Source organism: Enterovibrio paralichthyis (assembly GCF_019209835.1).
GTDB classification, from domain to species: Bacteria; Pseudomonadota; Gammaproteobacteria; order Enterobacterales; family Vibrionaceae; genus Enterovibrio; species Enterovibrio paralichthyis.
Genome location: NZ_JAHUTS010000001.1, coordinates 99,686 through 121,118, shown reverse-complemented (window position 1 = coordinate 121,118; position 21,433 = coordinate 99,686). Strand labels below are relative to the sequence as shown.

The 21,433-nt window shown below is 52.8% G+C and carries 17 protein-coding genes; 8 read left to right on the top strand and 9 right to left on the bottom strand.

Annotation, left to right across the window (positions count from 1 at the left end):
- The first annotated feature begins 2 nt into the window (after window positions 1-2).
- Window positions 3-1,172: a UxaA family hydrolase gene (locus KU854_RS00490; RefSeq protein ID WP_218356544.1), complete on the top strand. Its 1,170-nt coding sequence runs from the start codon at window positions 3-5 to the stop codon at window positions 1,170-1,172.
- Window positions 1,173-1,276: 104 nt separating this feature from the next.
- Here the strand turns inward: KU854_RS00490 and KU854_RS00485 are convergent, their stop codons facing one another.
- The 9 genes from KU854_RS00485 to KU854_RS00445 all read right to left on the bottom strand — a co-directional run bounded on the left by KU854_RS00485 (window position 1,277) and on the right by KU854_RS00445 (window position 13,305).
- On the bottom strand, window positions 1,277-1,636 hold the full coding sequence (locus tag KU854_RS00485) for a GFA family protein (RefSeq protein WP_218356543.1): 360 nt from the start codon (window positions 1,634-1,636) through the stop codon (window positions 1,277-1,279).
- 104 nt (window positions 1,637-1,740) lie between these two features.
- Window positions 1,741-2,511: an HvfC/BufC family peptide modification chaperone gene (locus tag KU854_RS00480; protein WP_218356542.1), complete on the bottom strand. Its 771-nt coding sequence runs from the start codon at window positions 2,509-2,511 to the stop codon at window positions 1,741-1,743.
- Window positions 2,511-3,350 carry an MNIO family bufferin maturase gene (gene bufB, locus KU854_RS00475; RefSeq protein ID WP_218356541.1) on the bottom strand — a complete coding sequence of 280 codons (840 nt, stop codon included), beginning with the start codon at window positions 3,348-3,350 and terminating at the stop codon, window positions 2,511-2,513. Before bufB ends, KU854_RS00480 begins: the two co-directional genes overlap by 1 nt.
- Window positions 3,351-3,366: 16 nt before the next feature.
- The gene (gene bufA2, locus KU854_RS00470) at window positions 3,367-3,651 is read right to left on the bottom strand and encodes a BufA2 family periplasmic bufferin-type metallophore (protein ID WP_054779708.1); all 285 of its coding nucleotides are present in this window, start codon (window positions 3,649-3,651) and stop codon (window positions 3,367-3,369) included.
- A 399-nt stretch (window positions 3,652-4,050) separates the two neighbouring features.
- Window positions 4,051-4,932, bottom strand: coding sequence for a transglutaminase family protein (locus tag KU854_RS00465; protein ID WP_218356540.1), 882 nt, complete (start codon window positions 4,930-4,932; stop codon window positions 4,051-4,053).
- Window positions 4,929-7,499, bottom strand: coding sequence for a circularly permuted type 2 ATP-grasp protein (locus KU854_RS00460; protein WP_218356539.1), 2,571 nt, complete (start codon window positions 7,497-7,499; stop codon window positions 4,929-4,931). Before KU854_RS00460 ends, KU854_RS00465 begins: the two co-directional genes overlap by 4 nt.
- Window positions 7,500-7,565: 66 nt before the next feature.
- Complete coding sequence (locus tag KU854_RS00455) at window positions 7,566-10,907, bottom strand: transglutaminase family protein (protein WP_218356538.1); 3,342 nt, start codon at window positions 10,905-10,907, stop codon at window positions 7,566-7,568.
- Entirely contained in the window at window positions 10,904-11,848 is a 945-nt protein-coding gene (locus tag KU854_RS00450) for an alpha-E domain-containing protein (RefSeq protein WP_218356537.1), read from the bottom strand. Before KU854_RS00450 ends, KU854_RS00455 begins: the two co-directional genes overlap by 4 nt.
- Entirely contained in the window at window positions 11,848-13,305 is a 1,458-nt protein-coding gene (locus tag KU854_RS00445) for a circularly permuted type 2 ATP-grasp protein (RefSeq protein ID WP_218356536.1), read from the bottom strand. Before KU854_RS00445 ends, KU854_RS00450 begins: the two co-directional genes overlap by 1 nt.
- A 788-nt stretch (window positions 13,306-14,093) precedes the next feature.
- Between KU854_RS00445 and KU854_RS00440 the strand changes: the two genes are divergently transcribed.
- The 7 genes from KU854_RS00440 (at window position 14,094) to KU854_RS00410 (ending at window position 21,431) form a co-directional block, all read left to right on the top strand.
- Window positions 14,094-14,996: a MurR/RpiR family transcriptional regulator gene (locus KU854_RS00440; protein ID WP_218356535.1), complete on the top strand. Its 903-nt coding sequence runs from the start codon at window positions 14,094-14,096 to the stop codon at window positions 14,994-14,996.
- The gene (locus KU854_RS00435) at window positions 14,993-15,823 is read left to right on the top strand and encodes a transketolase (protein ID WP_218356534.1); all 831 of its coding nucleotides are present in this window, start codon (window positions 14,993-14,995) and stop codon (window positions 15,821-15,823) included. Before KU854_RS00440 ends, KU854_RS00435 begins: the two co-directional genes overlap by 4 nt.
- The gene (locus KU854_RS00430; protein ID WP_218356533.1) at window positions 15,820-16,800 is read left to right on the top strand and encodes a transketolase family protein; all 981 of its coding nucleotides are present in this window, start codon (window positions 15,820-15,822) and stop codon (window positions 16,798-16,800) included. The genes KU854_RS00435 and KU854_RS00430 overlap by 4 nt, the downstream gene beginning before the upstream one ends.
- A gap of 48 nt (window positions 16,801-16,848) precedes the next feature.
- Entirely contained in the window at window positions 16,849-18,129 is a 1,281-nt protein-coding gene (locus tag KU854_RS00425) for an ABC transporter substrate-binding protein (RefSeq protein WP_218356532.1), read from the top strand.
- A gap of 63 nt (window positions 18,130-18,192) precedes the next feature.
- Entirely contained in the window at window positions 18,193-19,134 is a 942-nt protein-coding gene (locus KU854_RS24720; protein ID WP_255555310.1) for a carbohydrate ABC transporter permease, read from the top strand.
- Entirely contained in the window at window positions 19,131-19,982 is an 852-nt protein-coding gene (locus tag KU854_RS00415; RefSeq protein ID WP_218356531.1) for a carbohydrate ABC transporter permease, read from the top strand. Before KU854_RS24720 ends, KU854_RS00415 begins: the two co-directional genes overlap by 4 nt.
- An 18-nt stretch (window positions 19,983-20,000) precedes the next feature.
- The gene (locus KU854_RS00410; RefSeq protein WP_218356530.1) at window positions 20,001-21,431 is read left to right on the top strand and encodes an FGGY family carbohydrate kinase; all 1,431 of its coding nucleotides are present in this window, start codon (window positions 20,001-20,003) and stop codon (window positions 21,429-21,431) included.
- The last annotated feature ends 2 nt before the right edge of the window (window positions 21,432-21,433 follow it).

The following is a 21,433-nucleotide window of genomic DNA, read 5'->3' as shown; positions in this document are numbered from 1 at the left end:
CCATGAGCGAATACAAATTTATGGGCTACCGCCGCGAAAATGGCCGAGTCGGTGTGCGTAACCATGTGATCATCCTGCCTTTGGATGACCTTTCCAACGCCGCGTGTGAAGCGGTTGCCAACAACATCAAAGGCACGCTGGCACTGCCCCACCCCTATGGGCGCCTGCAATTCGGTGAAGATTTGGAGCTGCATTTCCGCACCCTGATTGGCACCGGTTGCAACCCGAACGTGGCAGCGGTTGTCGTGATCGGCATTGAACCAGCGTGGACAAACCGTGTGGTGGAAGGCATCAAGGCATCAGGCAAACCTGTGCAGGGTTTCGCCATTGAGCAAAACGGTGACATCAACACCATTGCGGCAGCATCCCGTGTTGCCAAAGAGTATGTCCATTACGCCAGTGAGCTAACCCGCGAAGAGTGCGACGTGAGCGAGCTTTGGGTTTCGATGAAGTGCGGCGAATCAGACACCACCTCCGGCCTTGCAGCCAACCCTACCGTCGGCAACCTGTGTGACAAGTTCTCAGCCAAAGGTGCAACGCTCTGTTTCGGTGAAACCTCAGAGCTGACCGGTGCAGAGCAAATCTGTAAAACCCGCGCGGTTAGCCCAGAGATTGGCCAGAAGTTTCTCGACACGTGGCAGGCCTACATGGACGAAGTTATCGAGCCGTTTAAAACCTCGGATTTGTCTGACAGCCAGCCAACCAAAGGCAACATCGAAGGCGGCCTGACCACCATCGAAGAGAAGGCGTTCGGTAACTACCAAAAAATCGGTAAAACCACCCAGTTCGTCGATGTGCTGAAACCGGCAGAGCGCCCTGAAGCAGGCCCGGGTCTCTATTTCATGGATACCTCATCAGCAGCGGCAGAATGTGTGACGCTGCAAGCCGCTGCCGGTTTCGCGGTTCACCTCTTCCCTACCGGGCAAGGTAACGTGATTGGTAACCCGATTGTGCCAGTCATCAAGATCACCGCGAACCCACGTACCGTGCGTACCATGGGCGAGCACGTGGATGTGGATGTGTCTGGCATTCTACGCCGCGAGCTGAACCTGGATACCGCGGGCGACATGTTGATTGACATGACCCTTCGCACTGCGAATGGCCGTGCAACCGCCGCCGAAGCACTGGGTCACCGCGAGTTCGTACTGACCAAGCTTTATCGCAGTGCGTAATTAGGTTTTAGAACGGAAAAAGACGCCGGGAAACTGGCGTCTTTTTGTTTTCTACCGTCATTCAGGACGGGAATTGCCGGGCGTTTTATCGATGACGGTTGCGTCTAATCCAGATACTGCCATGTGTCCGCACCATCAAATCGCCTGATTTTTACCTGGGAAATGAAGAAATCCGGAAACATTCGGTAGTTGACCGCTAACCGGGCGCTCGGTGAGGGCGTTGTTGAGGTGTAATGCGTCACGCATCCGCATTCATTGCAGCGGTTGAAGTTGATGGTTTTATCACCGTGGCTATAGGCGCTGATCCCTTTAGAGCCAATAGATACGACAACATCCGCTTCAGTAAAATAACCCCAGATTACGGCATAGCGGGAGCAAATCGAGCAGTTACACTTCGTCGCGGTATCTGTCAGTTTCTGAACTGACAACTGCACATTTCCGCAATGACAGGATCCTTTAACCATGCGTTTCACTACCGATTAAGACAACCAAAGGTGAAACCAGAATAGGTTAGATGGCGATATACGGCAAAGAGAGCGACAACCGCAGCTCCCTTCAATGCTGGGAGTTAATTTTCGAGCGCTAACACCTCATCACCTATCCAGCGCTGGATCATCACGCCAAACTCGGTGGCGATATCAGCCTCCGGAAACTGATTTTGCAGGCTGGCGCCGATTTGATCTAAGGTTTGCCCCGCTAACACGCAATCAATCGCCGCTGATTCAATAGGCGAGATGCTGCGAAAGTGCGGTGAGTGTTCTTTACGCCAAACCAACACATCCACGGCAGAAGGGAATCTCACTGCGGCAGGAGGTGTATTGTCCTGATCAATCGCGTGCCAGATATCCAGGGTATTGAAGTAATGTGTCACACGGGTGAGCGTCGGCACAAAGTGCAGGCGGCAACCCTCGGGTGATTGCATGGCGAACTGCTGCAAATCCTCCAGCGTCATCACGTTGGAATCTGCCCCATCAAATGCGCGGCGAAGCACCCAGTCCATGGTCGCAAGCTCGGCAACATCGCCGTCATCTGGTAGTTGTTTTGCCAGAAAAGCACCAAACTCAGCGCCATAGAGCCCGATGTTGTTAAAGCTTGAGGGATGGGATTGCACATAAGCATTTGCCAGACGGTCAAACCACTCATCGCCCAGGTACACCTTGGTGTGTTCAAAGGTGTCTTCCATCACTTCCACCAAACGCACACGATAGGCATTGTGATAGATCCTGAGCCTGTCTTTCGTCGAAAGGTTCGAAGCTTTCCCACTCACCCAATTCGCATCTGAGCACTCTTTTTCCAGCACGATGCGCTGAAAGTCGCTTTGAATATTCTGCAGCTTCATTAGGCACCTTTTGCGAGTGGGACGTTTTTGGGGAACACGCTGTACGCCAGGTTTCTTGCCTTATCCAGCTCAGCAAGCAGTTCTTCCAATGGGGGAATATTGGCGTCGCGCTCAATCATGGTTGGGGTTTCACCAAAACGAATCAGCGCATAGATATACAAATCCCACACATCACCACAAACCGGGTGGTCATGGGTATCAATCAAGTAATCCCCATTATTCTGGTGACCCGCCAAATGGAACTGACGGACACGGTCAGCAGGCACACCATTGATAAAATCTTCGGCTTTGAAACCATGATTGACCGCACTCACATAGATATTGTTGATATCCAACAGTAACTCGCTTCCTGCCCTTTCACACACCTCAGAAAGAAACTCCCATTCGGTCATCTCCGAGCTGGTGAATTCGACATAACTGGAGACGTTTTCCAATACTAATGGGCGTTGCAAGACTTCCTGAGCCTGCTGAACGTTGCGAACCACCACGTCAATCGCTTCAAGGGTAAAGGGCAGTGGCATTAAATCGTGCAGCTTTTTACCGTGGCAACCCGTCCAGCAAAGGTGATCAGACACCCACATAGGTTCGATGCGTTGTTCCAGCTTTTTGAGCTTCTTCAGGTAGTCTTCGTCCAACCCATTGATTGAACCAATCGACATCGACACACCGTGCATGGTCATTGGGTAGTCAGCGCGAATGCGGTCAAGCATGGTCAATGGCTTACCGCCATCGACCATATAGTTGTCAGAAATGACCTCAAGCCAGTCAACAGGCTGTGGTGCAGTCAGGAAATCATTGTAATGCTGAGTGCGAAGCCCCAGACCAAAACTTAACGTCATCTCTGTACTCCTTTACTTATTTGATGTCGCCGATCACGCCACCGTCATCAAGGCACGCTTTTGCGTCCATCGCTTTAAAGCCATGGCCTGCACAAACGTTTTGACCTTTACAGGCGTTTTCAGCGGTTTTGCAGTCGGAGTTACCTTTGCAAGAATGAACGCCGTAGCAGTGTACTTTGTCGCCTGCACCAATAGCCGCGCCAGAGCTACCGGCTGGGGCTTCAGCAGCAAACGCCGCAGAGCTCATTGCAACAGCCAAAGCGAGAGAAGCAAAAGTGGCGCCTTTTTCAGTCTTGTTCATGTTCCGTTCTCCAATATCCAATTTGGTGAGAATCTTAATAACCATTGTGGGCGCTCAAAGAGTAATTTCAGCGCTCCGACAAATTCAGGTACAGACACTTGTCCAACCGCCTAATCAGACCTCACACGGAAATTTTAAATTTCACAAAATTTTAAAATTAGGTGGGATAAGCAGGAGTATCCATACGCAAGAATCCGTCTTATTTGGTTGATATAAAGGGAAATTAATGAAGGCGGAAAAATCTGTATTTTTTTCGAACAATTCGGAATTTGAATAGAAAAAAACGGAAGCGCGATCTTTTCAGGCTACGCGAAAGAAGAAATTTCAGGGTGGATAATTCCACCCTTTTTAAAGAAAAACAGATTATAGGATTGTGCGGAACGCGAGTCTAAATACGAGCTAAATACGTGCCACATCCACCGACACACTCAGACTGTGTGTGTCGCCACCTTCGAACACTACGCCTTGCAGTGGTGTGATGTCGGCGTAGTCCCTTCCCCACCCTGTCACGATGTGTTGATCGCTGGCGATGAGGTTGTTGGTAGGGTCGAATTCTACCCAACCCAAATCGGGAACAAACAGGGAAAACCAAGCGTGGGACGCATCCGCCCCCACCAGTTTTTCCTGTCCCGGCGGTGGCAGGGTTTCAATGTAGCCACTCATGTAGCGGGCAGCTAATCCAACTGAACGCAGGCATCCAATCGCCAGTTGTGCGTAGTCCTGACACACGCCGCGCTTTTGCTCCAAGACCTCTTCGGGCGGCGTAGTGACATCTGTTGCCGTTGGGTCAAACGTGAACTCTTTGAATATCTTGCTAGTCAGCGTCATGGCCGCCTTTAGCACGGGTTTTTCATCGCTGAAAAGCTCCTGCACAAAGGCCGCCAGTTTGGGTGAGCGTTTGATTTGCAACGAATCAAGGCAGTATTCGCTCGCCATTCTGGCCTCTTCTGTGGTGCCATCTTTGAGCATCTGCCGCAGTTCACCGCAGGTCAGCGTGTGGGTATCGATTTGCGCCGCCCAAGGGGTTGGCTGCACATCCAGATAACTCACCACATCAATCGTCAGCACTTTGTGCGGGGACTGGATGGAAAAGTAAAAGGTGCGATTGCCGAAATAGTCTTCACCTTCATTCTGGTAAACCGGCTCTGGTGAAACCGAAATAAGGCTACTGAAACAGCGCTGGTTCTCTGTTTCCCTCGGCACCAGATGCGCCATGTTGTAGCAGAGCATCACCGGCGCACTGTAGGAATAGGTCGTTGTATGCTGGATTCTAAATTTCATACATCCAATTTCCATTTGGGTTTGATCAGCTGCTGAGGGCCTGCTGTATGGTCGAAGTACTTATCGGCAACCAGTGATGTGAACTGTTCAAGTTGCTCACTCAGGGTGTTCAGCAACAACTCAAGCGCTTCACGTTTACCGTCACTTTCCGCGGAAACCGCTTCTAGATCGACCAGTTGAATATCAGTGAGCGTTTTCATCACCAGCTTGTATTCCGGCGACAAACCACCGGGCACATAGGTATGCGGCGTTGGCAACCTGTCCAGATACTCACGCAGTTTTTCCATCTGGTAAACCAGCGCACGCGGGTTGGTGCGGTCTATCATCAGCAAATCCAGACCAAAGGCGACCCGGGCTTTAGTGCGGTAACGACGTCGGAAAGAGATCAGGGCTTCCACGCTCAGCAATACCGATTCCAACACCTGCTGTTGGGCAAGTTCCGGCAGCGGGTTAACCAGCGTCGATTTGAGCAGGGTGATGGTCTGGATTGCCCGTTCAGTGCGCTGCCCCATGCGCAAAAACAACCAGTCATGCCCGCGTAACATACTTTCATTGCTCAAACCCGAAAGGGCAAGCAGTGAGGTAACCAAGCCGTCCAGCGACTCTTCCGGTGCTTCCGGCAAGCCGTTTTCATAGGCACGGTCTATTTCGCTCAGGCGATCGCGCAGGCGGTTTAAGATGATACGGGTATCCGCAGAAAGCCGTTCCCTCACCTGCTCACCACAGGCCAGCATGGCGAGTAAATTGGCTTTGATCGAACCTACCCGCTTGGCGTTGGTGACCAGATCGGCAAGCTCCTCTTCCGGCTCCTCAAACAAGTCAGGTTTGCCTTCAGTGAATCCCGGCAGGCATTTGGTTTGCAGCGAAATAGCGCGAAGCAGGGTTTGCTGGCTTTCCGGCTCCATCAGTTCAATGCCATTAAGCTGTTTGAACACGACACGGATAAGGCGGAGGCTCATCTCAGCGCGTTCGGCATAACGCCCGAACCAGAAGAAGTTGTCGACCACGCGGCTTGGCAGATTGCCTTCCTGCACCATCTCGAACGCAGTGCGATCAAGCATGGATTGGTGGGTTAAATCCGGGCTGTCTGCCGTAACCCAAAAATCTTTGCTGCGCGCGCCGGAAAGGTAGGTCACCACATAGTCATCCGGCGTGTCTGCCACGCGGTTCAGACCACCGGGCATCACGGCGTAACTTTCGCCATCCGCCACGGTAAAGGCTTTCAGCAGGCTTGGGCGGCTTTCCAACGAGCCATTCGCCCATACGGGCACCAAAGATCCGGGAACATAACTTTGTGCGACAAACCCACCCGGGTTGGCGCGGATTTTCTTTAATGTCGTCTGCTTTTCAGCATCGCTCAGCATATGTCCGTAAATGGATTGACCCTGCGAGCGTCGGTAAGCGGGCTTGATGATCAGCGTCGCCAGATTGCTTTCGACAAACGCCAGGCTGGTTGGGTCGCCACACCACAGAGTGTTGACGTTTGGCAGGACGAGCGGCTCACCCAGGAAGAAATGACAGATTTGCGGCATAAAGGCCATCAATGCAGGCGATTCCAACACCGCACTGCCAAGCGGGTTGGCGATGATGACATTTCCGCTTCTGGCCGCTTCCAGCAGCCCAGGAACGCCATGCAGCGAATTGGCACTCAGCTCGACCTGATCGCAGTCATTGTCGTCTGTACGGCGAAGGATGACATCGACCGGAGAAAGCCCGTTAATCGATTTTAGCCACACTTTTCCGTTTCTTACCGTCAGATCGCCCCCTTTTACCAACGGATAGCCAAGGTAGTTGGCAAGGTAAGTATGCTCAAAATAACTGCTGCTGGATGACCCTGGTGTCAACAGCACGATTTTCGGATCGTCCGTTTTGTGCGCGGCAAGTTCGGTCAGCGTGTTACGCAGGGTATGGAAGAAACCTGACAGACGCTTTACGTAACTGTGGCGGAACAGGGAGGAGTGCACACGGGAGATCACGGTGCGGTTTTCAAGCGCAAAACCCAAACCTGCCGGGGTCTGCGTTTGATCCCCGATGGCAATGAATTCGCCATTTCTATCCCGCACCAGATCCGTGGCGTGCAGTGTCAGGTGTTTTAGCCCCGGCATGTTTATACCGACACACTGGCGCAGGAAATCCGGATGGTTAAAGATAATTTCCGGTGGGACGATGCCTTCACGGATCAGCCGTTGTTCACCGTAAATATCCTGCAAGATGAGATTAAACAACTCTGCACGCTGGATAAGCCCAGTTTCAAGGGTCTGCCATTTTGCAATGTCTATGGTGTTGGGAATGATATCCAACGACCAGACCTTGGGAAGCAGTGGGTCATTTTTCAGATCGTAGGTTGCGCCGTCATCGCGCAGAATACGCTGCGCCAGGCGCTGGAGTTCATCCAACCGCTCAGCGCGTAATGAGGAGAAATAAGACAATATCGATTGCCAGTGCGGCTTAACGCTATTGTCTTCGTCGTAAACCTCGTCATAAGCGTTTCCATGCATCTGATGAGGATAAGAGAGCGGCGATACCGTGTTCGCCGCTTTTGGTTCAGAACCTGAGTGATTCGTCATTATTGGTTTTATACCTTCATGGCCTTAGCGAGAAGGATACATCATGTTAACAACCCAGTATCGGATTTATACCAACCCTGCGCGCTGCTTTCTCAAATCTAAGGTGTTGGGGTATTCCATACTCACCTCTTCTTTCGGCGGCGACATTGGTTTCGGCACATCCTCATTTGGATAGAACTGACGTAGCGCATCAAATGCAGGTGGCGGCATCAAAGGGCCCTGCGTAAATCCGGTATCACTGAAACGGCTGACCCGGCGCCCTTCCGCTTCATTGGCATTCACCGGGAAGGTATCGTAGTTCCGCCCACCCGGATGGCTAACATGATAGGTACATCCACCAATCGACATGCCATTCCAGCTATCAATGAGGTCGAACACCAAGGGCGCATTAATCCCAAGTGTCGGGTGCAACGCCGAAGGCGGTGCCCAGGCACGGTATCGCACGGCGGCGACATATTCGCCCTGCCTTCCCGTGGCTCTGAGCGGCACTTGACGGCCGTTACAGGAAAGCACGTAGCGGTTTTCGGTCAGGCCACTTAGCCGCACCTGAATACGCTCCACGGAGGAATCTACATAGCGGCTGGTACCGGATTGAGTGATTTCTTCGCCCAATACGTGCCAGGGTTCAATTGCCCAGCGCACTTCCAGCTCGATATCGTCCAGTTGCAACCTGCCGTAATGCGGGAACCTGAACTCCTCGAACGGCGCCAGCCATTCCAGCTTGAACGGCAAGCCATGACGCTGCAGGTCATCCACCACTTCTTTGATGTCTTCCCACACATAGAAAGGCATCATAAATTTGTCGTGGAGTGAGGTGCCCCAGCGTACCAGTGGCTTGTGATACGGCGATTTCCAGAACCGCGCGACCAGACAGCGGATTAACAGGGTTTGCACCAGCGACATACGCGCATGGGGCGGCATTTCAAAACCACGGAATTCCAACAGTCCCTGCCTGCCGCTCGCCGAGCCCGCCGCATAGAGTTTGTCGATACAGAATTCTGAACGGTGGGTGTTGCCGGTAATATCCACCAGCAGGTTGCGCATCAGCCTGTCAACCAGCCAAGGCTGCTCCACTTCGCCTTCAGGGAAGTTCTGGAACGCAATTTCCAGTTCGTACAGGGCTTCATCCCGCCCTTCATCAGCGCGTGGCGCCTGACTTGTCGGGCCGATAAACATGCCGGAGAACAGGTATGAGAGCCCCGGATGGTGCTGCCAGTAGTTGACAAAACTACGCAACAAATCCGGACGGCGAAGGAACGGACTGTCCGCAGGTGTTGAGCCACCTAACGTGATGTGGTTACCGCCACCAGTGCCTGTGTGTCGGCCATCGAGCATGAATTTCTCGGTGCCAAGGCGACATTCGTGGGCAGCCTGGTACAAGGTTTCCGTGTTGTTGACCAGTTCCGACCAGTTCTTGGCAGGATGGATATTGACCTCGATAACCCCAGGATCCGGCGTTATCAGGAACTTTTGCAAACGGTGATCTTTCGGCGGCTCGTAGCCTTCAATCACTACCGGCATGGAAAGCGTACGCGCTGTCATTTCCACGTGATGGATCAGCGCCACGTACTCTTCCAGGGTATTCATTGGCGGCATAAACACATGCAGCTTGCCTTGGCGCGGTTCGATACAAATGGCAGTGCGCACCACGTCTACCAACGCGCCAGATGCCTCCGGTTGTTGTTCAACCTGCTGTTGCGCTGAAGCGGGTACGGTTTCATCCAAACCGAAAACTGGCAAAGGTTCACGCGGTTCAAACGGATCGCGCTCAGGGATCACTTCTTCCGGCGCAACCGGAGGCAATGAGCCCAACGGCAGACGGAATCCCATTGGGCTGTCACCCGGGATCAGGGTGATCACGTCCGATCGCATTGGCCACGGCGAGCTGTACCAGCCATTTCCAGAATGAGCGATAGGGAGAATAAACCCAGATGCCGTATCCAGACCACGGCTCAGCACCGCCGCCAGTCTGCGACGTTCTAGGTCATCACTCAACTTGGCTTTTTTCGGGTTTACCCCATCAGGCAACTGCCTTTCCAGCCACATGTAATAGAGCGCGTCTTCATAGGCAGGCTGGACAAATACCGTTGACAGACCCAGTGACTGGCACAGGGTTTTGCTGAAGGTTTCGGCATTTTCTAAAGTGTGGCCGTAGTCTTTGTCGACCCTTGCCAGCAGCGAAGGTTCTTGCCACAGCGCTTCACCGTCTTTGCGCCAGAAACAACCCAACGCCCAGCGAGGAAGCTCTTCACCCGGATACCATTTCCCCTGCCCGTAATGCAGCAAGGCATGGCTGCCGAACTCTTCTTTCAAACGCACCAGCAGATCTTTTGCCAAACGCAGTTTGTCAGCCCCCAGCGCTTTGGTGTTCCATTGCGCCGAGTCCATATCATCGATAGAAACAAACGTCGGCTCACCGCCCATGGTTAGGCGAACATCGTTTTCTTCCAACTCTTTGTCGACCGCGTTGCCAAGGGCTTTGATGTTTTCCCACTCATCATCGCTGTAGGGTTTGGTCACGCGCGGATCTTCGTGGATGCGGATCACTGTGTTGCTGTAATCGAAGGTGACTTCGCATTTATCAGTACCGCCGGTGATTGGCGCGGCAGAGACAGGGTCAGCAGTACAGGCCAGTGGGATATGCCCTTCCCCAGCTAACAGGCCACTTGTCGGGTCAAGCCCAATCCAGCCTGCGCCGGGCAGATAGACTTCACACCAGGCATGGAGATCAGTGAAATCCTGCTCCGGGCCTGACGGGCCATCCAGCGCTTTGACATCCGCGGTTAACTGCACCAGATAACCGGAAGCAAATCGCGCCGCTAATCCCAGCTTGCGCAGGATTTGCACCAGCAACCAGGCAGTGTCACGGCACGACCCTTTTTTCAGAGACAGGGTTTCTTCGCAGGTTTGCACGCCCGGCTCAAGACGGATGCCATACTGGATTTCATTGGCCAGTTTGCTGTTAATGTCGACCAGAAAGTTAACGATCGCTGCTTTTTCACGGGAGATACCTGCGACATACTTATCCAACGCTTCGCTTTCTTCTGCCACGCAGAGGTATGGCGCCAATTCCTCTTTCAGGTGTTTGGTGTAGGCAAACGGGAAGTGTTCGGCGTATTCCTCGATAAAGAAATCAAACGGGTTGATCACCGTCATATCGGCAATCACTTCCACCTCGAATTCCAGCTTGCGCGTCTTTTCCGGAAACACCAGACGCGCCTGATAGTTACCAAACGGATCCTGTTGCCAGTTGATAAAGTGATCGTCTGGCGTCACCTTCAAGGAATAAGCGTGAATGTGAGTGCGTGAATGGGGAGCAGGTCTCAACCGCAGTATATGCGGCGAGACATTCACATCCCGGTCAAACTCGTAAGAGGTTTTGTGCAGGATCGCTACGCGGATAGTCATGCTGCATCTCCGCGTTTGAAGTGGAACCAGGTTTCACGGATCTCGTTTTGCATTTCAATCAGCGCTAACTGGATATCATTGAGATAGCCGCTGAAATCGCGGTTGATATCGTCGTCTGTTTCCATCGAATAGGTGTTCGCCAGAATTTTATCCACGGCGACCACGACGCCTTCATGGCGTGGCAAATAGCTCGCTGCATTCTTGATTTGCTTGAGGCAATACACCAGGGTGCGCGGAAACGCTTCGTCCGTTAACAGGAACTGGCAGGTGCTGACACCGTCAATTTCTGAACGCATGGTGCGCTGGAAACTGAGGTAGGCACTTTGGGATTTGAGCACTTTCGCCCAGATAACCTGATTGAGCAGGCTCAGCTCTTCATCTGTGGTGCTGCTTTTCAGGGTAGCGGCAGAATCCAGAATTCGGGTGTTCATGTCTGCACGCTCAACATAGCGCCCCAACATGACAAAACTCCAGCCTTCATCGCGGCTCATGGTATTGGTCAGCAGGCCATTAATTTTCTGGCAGCTTTCAATCACGGCATTGAGGTAGGCGTAGCGGTTTGAACGGTTAATCCCCTGCTGAATATGGTTACGGGCATACATGCACAGTTCGTTGATCAGCTCCCACATTTCTTCCGGCACCACATCGCGGGTGGTGCGGATATTTTCGCGCACCATCATCAGCGAATTGAGCAGCGAGCTTGGGTTGTCCTCTTTCGCCAGCAGAAAACGCATGACATTCTTTTCGCCGTGATCTTTGTAGATGTTGGTGAACTCTTCCACACAACCGTTAATTTCGATCAGGTTGAACCAGGTAACCTTCACATCCCGTGGCAGGTCAAACAGCAGTTCATCGTAAACACTCACCAGGCGAGCGGTATTTTCTACGCGCTCCAGATAGCGCGCACTCCAAAACAGGCGTTCTGCGACTCTCGATAACATCACTTCGCTCCTTTCGTTTTAACTATCCATGTATCTTTACTGCCACCACCTTGAGAGGAGTTAACCACCAACGAGCCCTTTTTCATGGCAACGCGGGTTAAGCCACCAGCAGTCACGTACGTCTTGTTGCTTTGGAGAATAAACGGCCGCAAGTCGAGATGGCGCGGTTCCAGTTTGCCACGCGCCACCAGCGTCGGTGCCGTCGAGAGTTTCAGTGTGGGTTGCGCTATGTAGTTGCGCGGGTTTTCCTGGATAAGTTTGGCGAACATTTCCTGATCTTTTTTGGTGGAATGAGGGCCAACCAACATGCCGTAGCCACCGGACTCATTGGCTGGTTTCACAACCAGTTTGTCGAGGTTGGCGAGCACGTATTCGCGCTGTTCGGCATCTTCACACAGGAAGGTTTCCACGTTCGGCAGGATAGGATCCTCATCGAGGTAGTAGCGGATCAAAGCAGGTACATAGGCGTACACCACTTTGTCATCCGCCACACCGGCACCCGGTGCATTGGCGAGCGCGACATTGCCCGCTTTCCAGGCGCGCATCAGACCAGGTACGCCCAGCATAGAATCCGGGTTGAACACTTCCGGGTCAATGAAGGCATCGTCAATGCGACGGTAAATCACGTCCACACGCTCAGGGCCAAAAATGGTTTTCATGTAGACGCAGTCGTTGTCGTCGACAAACAAGTCCTGCCCTTCAACAAGCTCAGCCCCCATTTGTTGCGCGAGGAAGGCGTGCTCAAAATAGGCGGAGTTAAAAATGCCCGGTGTCAGCACCACGATCTCCGGTTGTTTGATCTTACGCGGTGACAATGCTTTGAGGGTGTTAAACAGTTCAGAGGTATAGGCATCGACCGGCTGGATATCGTCATTTTCAAACAGCTCCGGCAATACCCGTTTGGTGATGGCACGGTTTTCCAGCATGTAGGAAACGCCTGATGGCACCCGCAGGTTATCTTCCAGCACATAGAACTGACCATCTCCCGCACGGACTAAATCCGTACCGCAAATGTGCGCCCAAACGCCGTAAGGGGGCGAAACACCCACGCATTCGGGGCGAAAGTTCTTGGAGTCTTTGATGATATGGGCGGGAATGATGCCGTCTTTGATGCAGTTTTGATCGTGGTAGAGGTCGTCGATAAAGCGGTTCAGGGCGGTCAGTCGCTGCTTCAATCCTTTCTCTGCAACTGCCCATTCGTCAGCGTCAATCGTTCTGGGGATAATGTCGAATGGCCAAGCCCGGTCGATATTTCCTTCGTCGGTGTAGACGGTAAAGCTGATCCCCATATCCTGGATTGTCGACTCAGCGGCTTGCTTTCGCCGCTCGAGTTCATCTTCCGGCAACTCTTCGAGATAACGAATCAGCCCTCCCGACGAAACGCGGCAATTCCCTTCGCTGTCTACCAGCTCATCGAAGAACTCTCCGCTCTCGTAATTTTCCAATAAATCACTCATGGCTGTCCGTCCTTGTTTTTTGCGATCCACACCGCAAACATTACCTGTGTTTTATTCAATCGAACGTGAGCGAAATCGACATTTCATACTGATTTATCGAATATTTTTCAGGGCAAACGACTAATCATTCGGACGTCTCACTCACCGGAAATACATCAGTCTTATATCTAAAACAGCGTAGTCAGGATTTTTCGTCTACACCTGTAGTCGAAAGTTATTTTTTCGTCCTTGAGAACAAACACGCACCAAATTGGTTTTTTTTAACAGATTCATTGGAAATAAAATCAATATCTCTACTGACTAACTTCATATTAAAGAAAGGAATATCGCTCTAGTACAGGGATGCACCACAATGATGCACCCGATTTTGTTACCTTGAATACAAAGGAATCAACGAAAGCGATTTCTCTACACTCTGTTTCATTAGGCCGCATCAGGGGATTTTTGTTGCATCCTCACCCAGGGCAAGGCTTGCCAGCGAAACAGGCATTTAAAGCATAACCACGTAAAAATCCCTATTCACATCCTCAAGCTATGCCAAAAACAATGGCTAACCGCACTGCCATTTCCGTTGAAAAAACTCACCGAAATTTATTTGTTTCCGCTTTCCTTCATCTAATCAATCGGTAAGACCTCCTCTGACGTGGTATGCCAGACGGTAAAACGTCGTTTTCCACGATCTGATACACATCAGCCCCACAATGATGCGCCATAACTCATTCAGGTCATTTATTCGCCACACATGAATCAATTTGACTCACGAGAAGTAAGCCAGTGAGTGAGGAAAAATGGACACCTCTACTAACAAACAAAACCTGATCAGTGAAATGTCTCAGGCCGAACTGAACCCGGCAGAAAAGCGCTTGGTCGCCCTGTTACTTTCACTGTCCGAGTATCAGCTCGCCACGCTCAGTACGGACAAGATCTGCGAGCAAGCCAGCGCCAGCCGCGCCACCATCGGGCGACTCGCCAAACGTTTTGGCTGTTCCGGGCAGAAGGAGCTGAGGGCAGAATTGCTCAAAGCCAGCCGCGCAATGAAAGCCAAGGTGGATGCCAATCCGGGCAATGGCCCCGACATTTCGGCTGACGACACTCCATCCGTGATTGCTGAGAAGATCTTGCAAAACGCCTCTGTGCGTTCATTGCGCTTTTCAGACATCCTCGCCCAATCCAATGTGCTGGAAGAGGTACTCACCCAAATCCGTAAGGCGCGACGCATTATTGCGTTTGGCGCAGGGCAATCTTCCATTGCTGCGCTGGATTTATACCAACGCCTTTTGCGCATTGGCATGCCCATCAGTTTTGACCTTGATTGCCACACCCAACTGGTTCAGGCATCCCTGATGACCGCAGACGACCTGGGCATTGTTATCTCCTACTCCGGCATGACCCGGGAAATGATCGGTGTTGCCCAAACCATCAAAGAGCGCGGCGCCAAGCTGATGGTCGTTACCGCCAAAACCCATTCCGAACTGAATGATTTAGCCGACCTTACGTTGCTTATGCCCCCGGGAACCGGGCTTTACGGCATGGATGCGGCCATGAATCGGCTGATGCAAATCATGTTTAACGAAGTGATTTATCAATGTCTGGTTATCGATTCGCCGGACATGCTCGAGATATCCGCTCAGGTTGATAGCGCGCTCGATCGGGGCAAGTTGTTCAACGAAACCAAAAGGATCAGACAATGACTGAAAGCACCGCCATAAAACCCCTGCAGGCTTCAGCAAAGCAGGCACGAAAGTATGTTTTCGACCAGATATACGCCTCTGGCTCCGGTCACCCCGGCGGCAGTCTGTCTTGTATCGATGTTCTGGTTGCGCTCTACCTTGGGCGGATTAAACCCGATAAAGCGTGGATTTCGCGCATCGACCGCGACCACGTCATCCTGTCAAAAGGCCACGCTGTTCCTGCGCTTTACTCGGTATTGGCACTGTGTGACCTGATCCCCGAAGAAGAGTTGAAAACACTGAGGCACCTCGGCAGCCGCTTGCAGGGTCATCCCGACAGAAGCCGCTTGGCCGAAGTGGAAATGTCGACCGGTTCTCTGGGGCAAGGGCTCTCCGTGGGCATTGGTCAGGCGCAAATCCTTCAAACTCTTGGCCGCGATCATTTCTCCTTCGTCATTTTGGGCGATGGCGAGTTGAATTCCGGTCAGGTCTGGGAAGCCATTGCCTATGCAGGCAGCCACCAATGCCGTCAGGTCGTTGCGATTATCGATGCCAACGGCATCCAGAATGACGGGCGGGTGGAAGATATCCAGAACATTACCCCTTACATCCCCAAGCTGAATGCGTTCGGCTGGGCGGTCACTGAAATCAACGGCCAGGACATGAAAGAAGTGGTTGATGCCATTGACTGGGCAACCTGTGACGCACCGGGAGACCGCCCTCGCTGCATACTTGCGCACACCACCAAAGGTGCTGGGGTTTCCTTTATGGAAAACAAAGTGGAGTGGCACAGCCACGCCTTGAGTGACGAGGAATACCAAAAAGCCTGTGAGGAGGTGATGCAATGAGCCACACTGCGATTTTTGAACACCTGACACCCATTTCACTGCGCGATGCCTACGCGCGCATTGTGATGGCAGTGGGTGAATCCCAGCCGGATGTCATGATGCTGGATGCTGACTTGTCCAAGTCGACCAAATCCTCCGGCTTTGCTGACAAGTGGCCTGAGCGGCATATGAATATCGGGATCGCCGAACAGAACATGGTCGGCATTGCCGCCGGGCTTGCCACCATGAACAAAATCCCGCTGGTGAATACCTTCGCGGCCTTCCTAACCCGCCGCGCCTGCGACCAGATTGCTATCTCTGTGGCCTACCCCAAACTGAACGTGAAGTTTTTCGGCTTCCACGGCGGTATCAACCTCGGTGAAGATGGCGCAACCCAACAGGCAGTGGAAGATATCGCCATCATGCGTGCGATTCCCAATATCCGCGTCTACTCCCCGATTGATGCCAATGATCTTGCCTGGGTAACCGAAGAGATCCTCGCGTATCAAGGGCCAACCTATGTGCGGCTTTCGCGCTTCCCTTCGCCAACCCTGCTGGCACCGGAATCCCACCCTGAAAATGGCACCCCGGCATTCCGTGTCATGCGCGAAGGCAGTGACGTCACGGTACTCACCACCGGCACATTGACCGCGAAAGTGCTTGCTGCGGCAGATGTCATGGCGCAACGGGGACTCGAAGCACGGGTTATCGCCGTTACCCGCATCAAACCCCTTGGCAGGGAACTCGCTGCCTCGCTGGCGAAATGGGACACACCCGTCGCCGTGGTGGAAGAGCACTCCGTGCACGGTGGCCTTGCCGATGCAGTCAGCTTCTTGCTGGACGAACACGCCATGCCTCACTTGATCCACCGAATCGGGATCAACGACAGGTTTGGTGAATCCGGTCACCCGGATGCGCTCATGGAATCATTTGGCTTGGCAGGCTCGCCACTTGTAGAGCGGCTTACATCGCTTTGCACCGCGAAAGGTGCCGCCTGAATCATTCTGAACGGGCAGCTATAACGCCCGAAAAACAGGAGTAAACAGATGAAAACAGGACTGAAATTTGCCGCCAGTGCGCTGATACTGGCAGGCCTGACCCAACCCGTTTACGCAAAGGAAACGGTCACTGTTTGGTCGTGGTTTATCCAAAGCACGATGGAAAAGTCCATTGCGGCTTTTGAAAAAGAAAACCCCGATATCGACGTCAAATACACCTACTACAACTATTCGCCCGAGTACCTGACTGCGCTGAAAGCCGCCGCGGTTTCCGGTGGCTTGCCGGATGTCATCGGCTTGCAGCCCGGCGCATTTACGCAGCGCTACCGCGATAACCTGACGCCATTGAATACGTTGGCGGCAAGCGAATGGGGCGAAGACTGGATTAAATCCATTTTCCCTATCAACGTGAAACAGATGCTGATGGGTAATCCGGAAGGCGACAGTAACTACTATATTTTGCCGCAGGAATCTCAGGTGCTGGCGGTGTGGTATAACCGCAAATTGTTTGAAAAATTCGGTATTACCGTCCCCACCGACTATAAACAATTAGTGTCTGCCGCAAAAACCCTGTCTGAAAACGGGCTGATCCCTATGTTTCAGGGCGCTGCAGACGGTTGGCAGAACATCAATGTCTTCCTGATGCTTGCTAACCAATATGCTCCCGGTATGGCTGAAAAAGCCCAGTATGGTGACGCAAAGTGGACTGACCCGGCCATGGTCAAAGCATTGGCGGCCTGGAAAAAGCTGTTTGATGATGAAGTATTCCAAAAAGGGGCACTGGGCGCACACGCCTACCCTACTGGCGCGCAGCTGTTTGCACAGGGACGGGTTGGCATGATGGCGCTCGGCTCCTGGTGGATGCAGGAAAGTAAATTCCCGCCTCCCCTCTCTGAGTATGTTCAGAATATGGATGGCTTCGATTTCTTCCAGCTGCCTGCCATGCCGGACTCCGAACGGGCATCGCCACCGGTTGGCGGCATTGATATCGGTTATGGCCTGACGCAAAACGGCAAAGACAACCCGGCAGCGTGGAAATTCCTCGCTTCGTTGGTGAACGGTGCGGGATTGCAACAGGCACTCAACGACCTGAACGATTTGCCTGCCTTTGAAGGTCATTTGCCGCAGGGCGATATCAGCGAGCATGTTAAAGAGATGTCTGCACGGTTCATGAAAGATCTGGCCGTTGCGGAAAACCAGCGTTTTGCAGAGCCCGCTATTTCTGATGCGCTGGAAAATGTACTGTCCGGTGTGGCTGCAGGCAGCATGACACCACAACAAGGCGCGGAGAAAATGCAGCAGGCCACTGACAAGGTACTGGCTAAATAGCCGCGCTATCGGGCATCTGGTTTCAGGTGCCCGCCTTCAGGCGTCCCGATGTAAGGAACCCTAATGAAGCCGAATTATCGACACGTAAAGACGCCGACTACCCGGCTTCATTCCCCCGTCTGGTTGCGTGGGCTCAGCAGCTATCTTTTTCTGGTTCCCGCAACTGTCGTGTTTATGGCGTTCATTGCCTACCCCATTGCCTGGGTGACCGTCGAAAGCTTGTTTACCGGCACCAGCGCCGCCAGTTCCCAATTTGTCGGCATCGATAACTATTTCGCCGTGCTGACCGACCCTGTGTTCTGGACGGTGATGAAAAACATGTTCCTCTGGGCGCTCATCACCATACCGGTACAGATGTTGATTGGGGGGAGCATCGCCTACTTTATTGAGTTCTATACCGACAGCTGGCGCACCTTTTTCCGCACCATGTATTTCCTGCCCGTTGTGACCTCCGTTTCTGTTGTCAGCCTGATTTGGCTGCAAATCTATGCCCCTTATTACGGCATTGGTCAGGAGTATCTCAAACTGATTGGGGTCACCTTAGCTACATCCCCCTTAGGGGATCCGGATAGCGCCATTTACGCACTGATTGTGGTGAACATCTGGCAATGGACAGGGTTTTCCATGCTGATGTACATCGCCGGTTTAACCAACTTGCCAAAAGAGATACTGGAAGCCGCACGGGTTGATGGTGCACGCGGCTACCGCCTTGCTGTGTCCGTGATCATTCCTATGTTGTCCAACGTCACCAAATCCCTGCTATTGCTCGGTATTATCGGCACCCTGCAGACTTTCCCGATTGTGTTTTTGATGACCAACGGCGGCCCCAACCATGCCAGTGAAATTTTCGGCACTTATATCTTCAAGCAATCCTTTGTTTTGGGCGATCTCGGCACCGGGGCAGCACTGTCAGTGATTGTCCTGCTTATCGCTTTCGTGCTGTCTGTGGTGCAAATCCTGTTCCTAGGCAGTCAGTTGGGCAGCGGCGGGAGGAAAAGCGCATGATCCACTCTTTTATCAATGCCCTTGCTGACCCAGCCGGACGCCGACGCATCATCATCCATCTGGTTTTGCTGGTTGTGCTGATGATCTGGATGATCCCGGAAGTCTACATGTTCACCATGGCGGTACGCTCTCCGGCTCAGGTGTTTGACCCCCAACTGTTTGTCTGGCCTATCACCTTCGACAACTTTATTACGGTCATTTCCGACAACCCGCTTTACGTTTTTTTCATCAACAGCCTGATTGTCACGCTGGCGACTGTGGTGGCGGTGCTGGCGCTCTCATCTCTGTTCGCTTTCGCCATTACCATTTTGCGCCTGCCTGGCTCCTTGCTTCTGTATGCCATTCTGCTGACCACCCTGATGGTGCCTATCGCATCCCTGGTGCTGCCGCTCGCTATCCTGCTTAAAACCTTTGGCTGGGTGAACAAGTACGCTGGACTTATCCTGCCGTACATTGCCCTCGGCGTGCCTTTTGCGGTGGTGATACTCAAAGGCTTTCTGGAAGACTCGCCGCAAGAGCTGTTTGACGCCGGAAGGATTGATGGCTGCACCACCTTCCAGGTTTACTGGCATATCGCCCTGCCTCTTATCCGCCCTGCGCTGGTCTTCGTGGCTATCTGGCAGTTCATCACCACCTGGAATGAGTTCTTTCTCGCACTGGTGATCATGACCGAAACGGAAATGAAAACCCTCACCATTATTCCCATGCAGTATTCCGGCTTTTACATGGCAAATCCGGGCGCGCTGTTTGCCATTCTGGTGATCATCGCAATCCCGCTCATTCTGCTTTATGTCGCGGTTCAACGCGCCTTTGTGCGTGGCCTGACAGCCGGTGCGGTGAAAGGTTAACGGAATAAGGAGCATTCCATGACACGGATTTTCGGCGGCATTGATTTAGGCACATCATCCATGAAAGCCGTTTTGGTTGAAGTGGAGGGTGACCATTGCCGCTTGGTTTGGTCATCGACACAGGCTTACAACGATGAAGGCGCACCGGAACGGAACCCGGCTCAGTGGTGGCGTGTCGCCAATATTCTGCTGGATGAAATGGTCAACGTAGCGCTGCCTGAAGCCATCGGTTTTAGCGGACAGATGCACACCCTGCTCGCGGTAGATGATAAAAAGCAATTGATTGCACCGGTTAAACTCTGGCTGGATATGGATGGCGATGCCGCGCTCGCCCGCTTTCCCCTCACGCAATCCGAGTGGGTCGCCAAAACAGCCAACATTCCGCTGCCGGATTTTACCCTGGCGAAATGGCTGTGGGCGAAAGAGCAGAATCCTGCGCTTCCGCGCCAAACTTCACGCCTGTATTGCGCCAAAGATTATCTGCGACAGCTTATCGACCCTTCTGCCCGTTTTGTTACTGACAGAAATGAAGCCGCCGGTATGCAGTGTTACGATGCCATCACTGACGATTGGGAAAGCGGTATTCTGGAAATGGCAGACATTCCTCCGTCTGCTCTGCCGCAACTGGACGACGCCAAAGCCATCAGCGGTGTCTATGCACCTAAAGACCATCGCGGCGAGCCTATCCTGCTTGTTACTGGTGCCGGAGATCAGGCAACTGCAGCGCGCGCCGTGGGCGGTTACCGCTCAGGCATTGTTTCCGTTTCTTTAGGGACATCCGGTGTGCTTTCATTTCCGCTGAGGAAAGAAAACCTCTCGTCTGACTGGACGGGCGACTTTCATCTGTTCCCTTTTGGGTTTGGTGAACATCTTCAGGTTATCGGCACCATTCCCGCTTTAGGCCCGACCCTTCTGTGGTTGCAACGCACACTTAACCTGAGCCGGGAGGCGTTTATCGCCCTGAGTGAGAAAACGCTTGGTCACGAAACAGAGGTACTATTCCTGCCCTTTTTATCTGGCTCCGGCGCCCCCGAGCCCAATCATAAAATCACGGCCAGCTGGGGAAACCTCACCGTTCACTCAAGCAATCTGGATTTGGTCAGGGCCGCATTTAATGGCATCGCACTGGAATTTGCTCACATTGTCACTCAGGCCAAAGCCTGCGGCGTGGAGGTATCAGCCCTGCACTTTTCCGGCGGCGGCACACATATCCAACCGCTGTTGCACATCATCGCCCAAGTGACTGCAGTTCCCTGTTTTGTTTCAGACAGCGCAGATGCCAGCGCGGTGGGCGCTGCTTTACTGGCGGCGGACGCCCTTATTCCGGATAACCGCGCCGTGCTTTCCATGTCTGAGGTGCCGTCATCGACGGTGAAAGCGCTATCCGATGCCTACCGCGGGCAATGGCACCAACACCGGGCTATGGCAATGCGATCCCCAACCCGCTAACG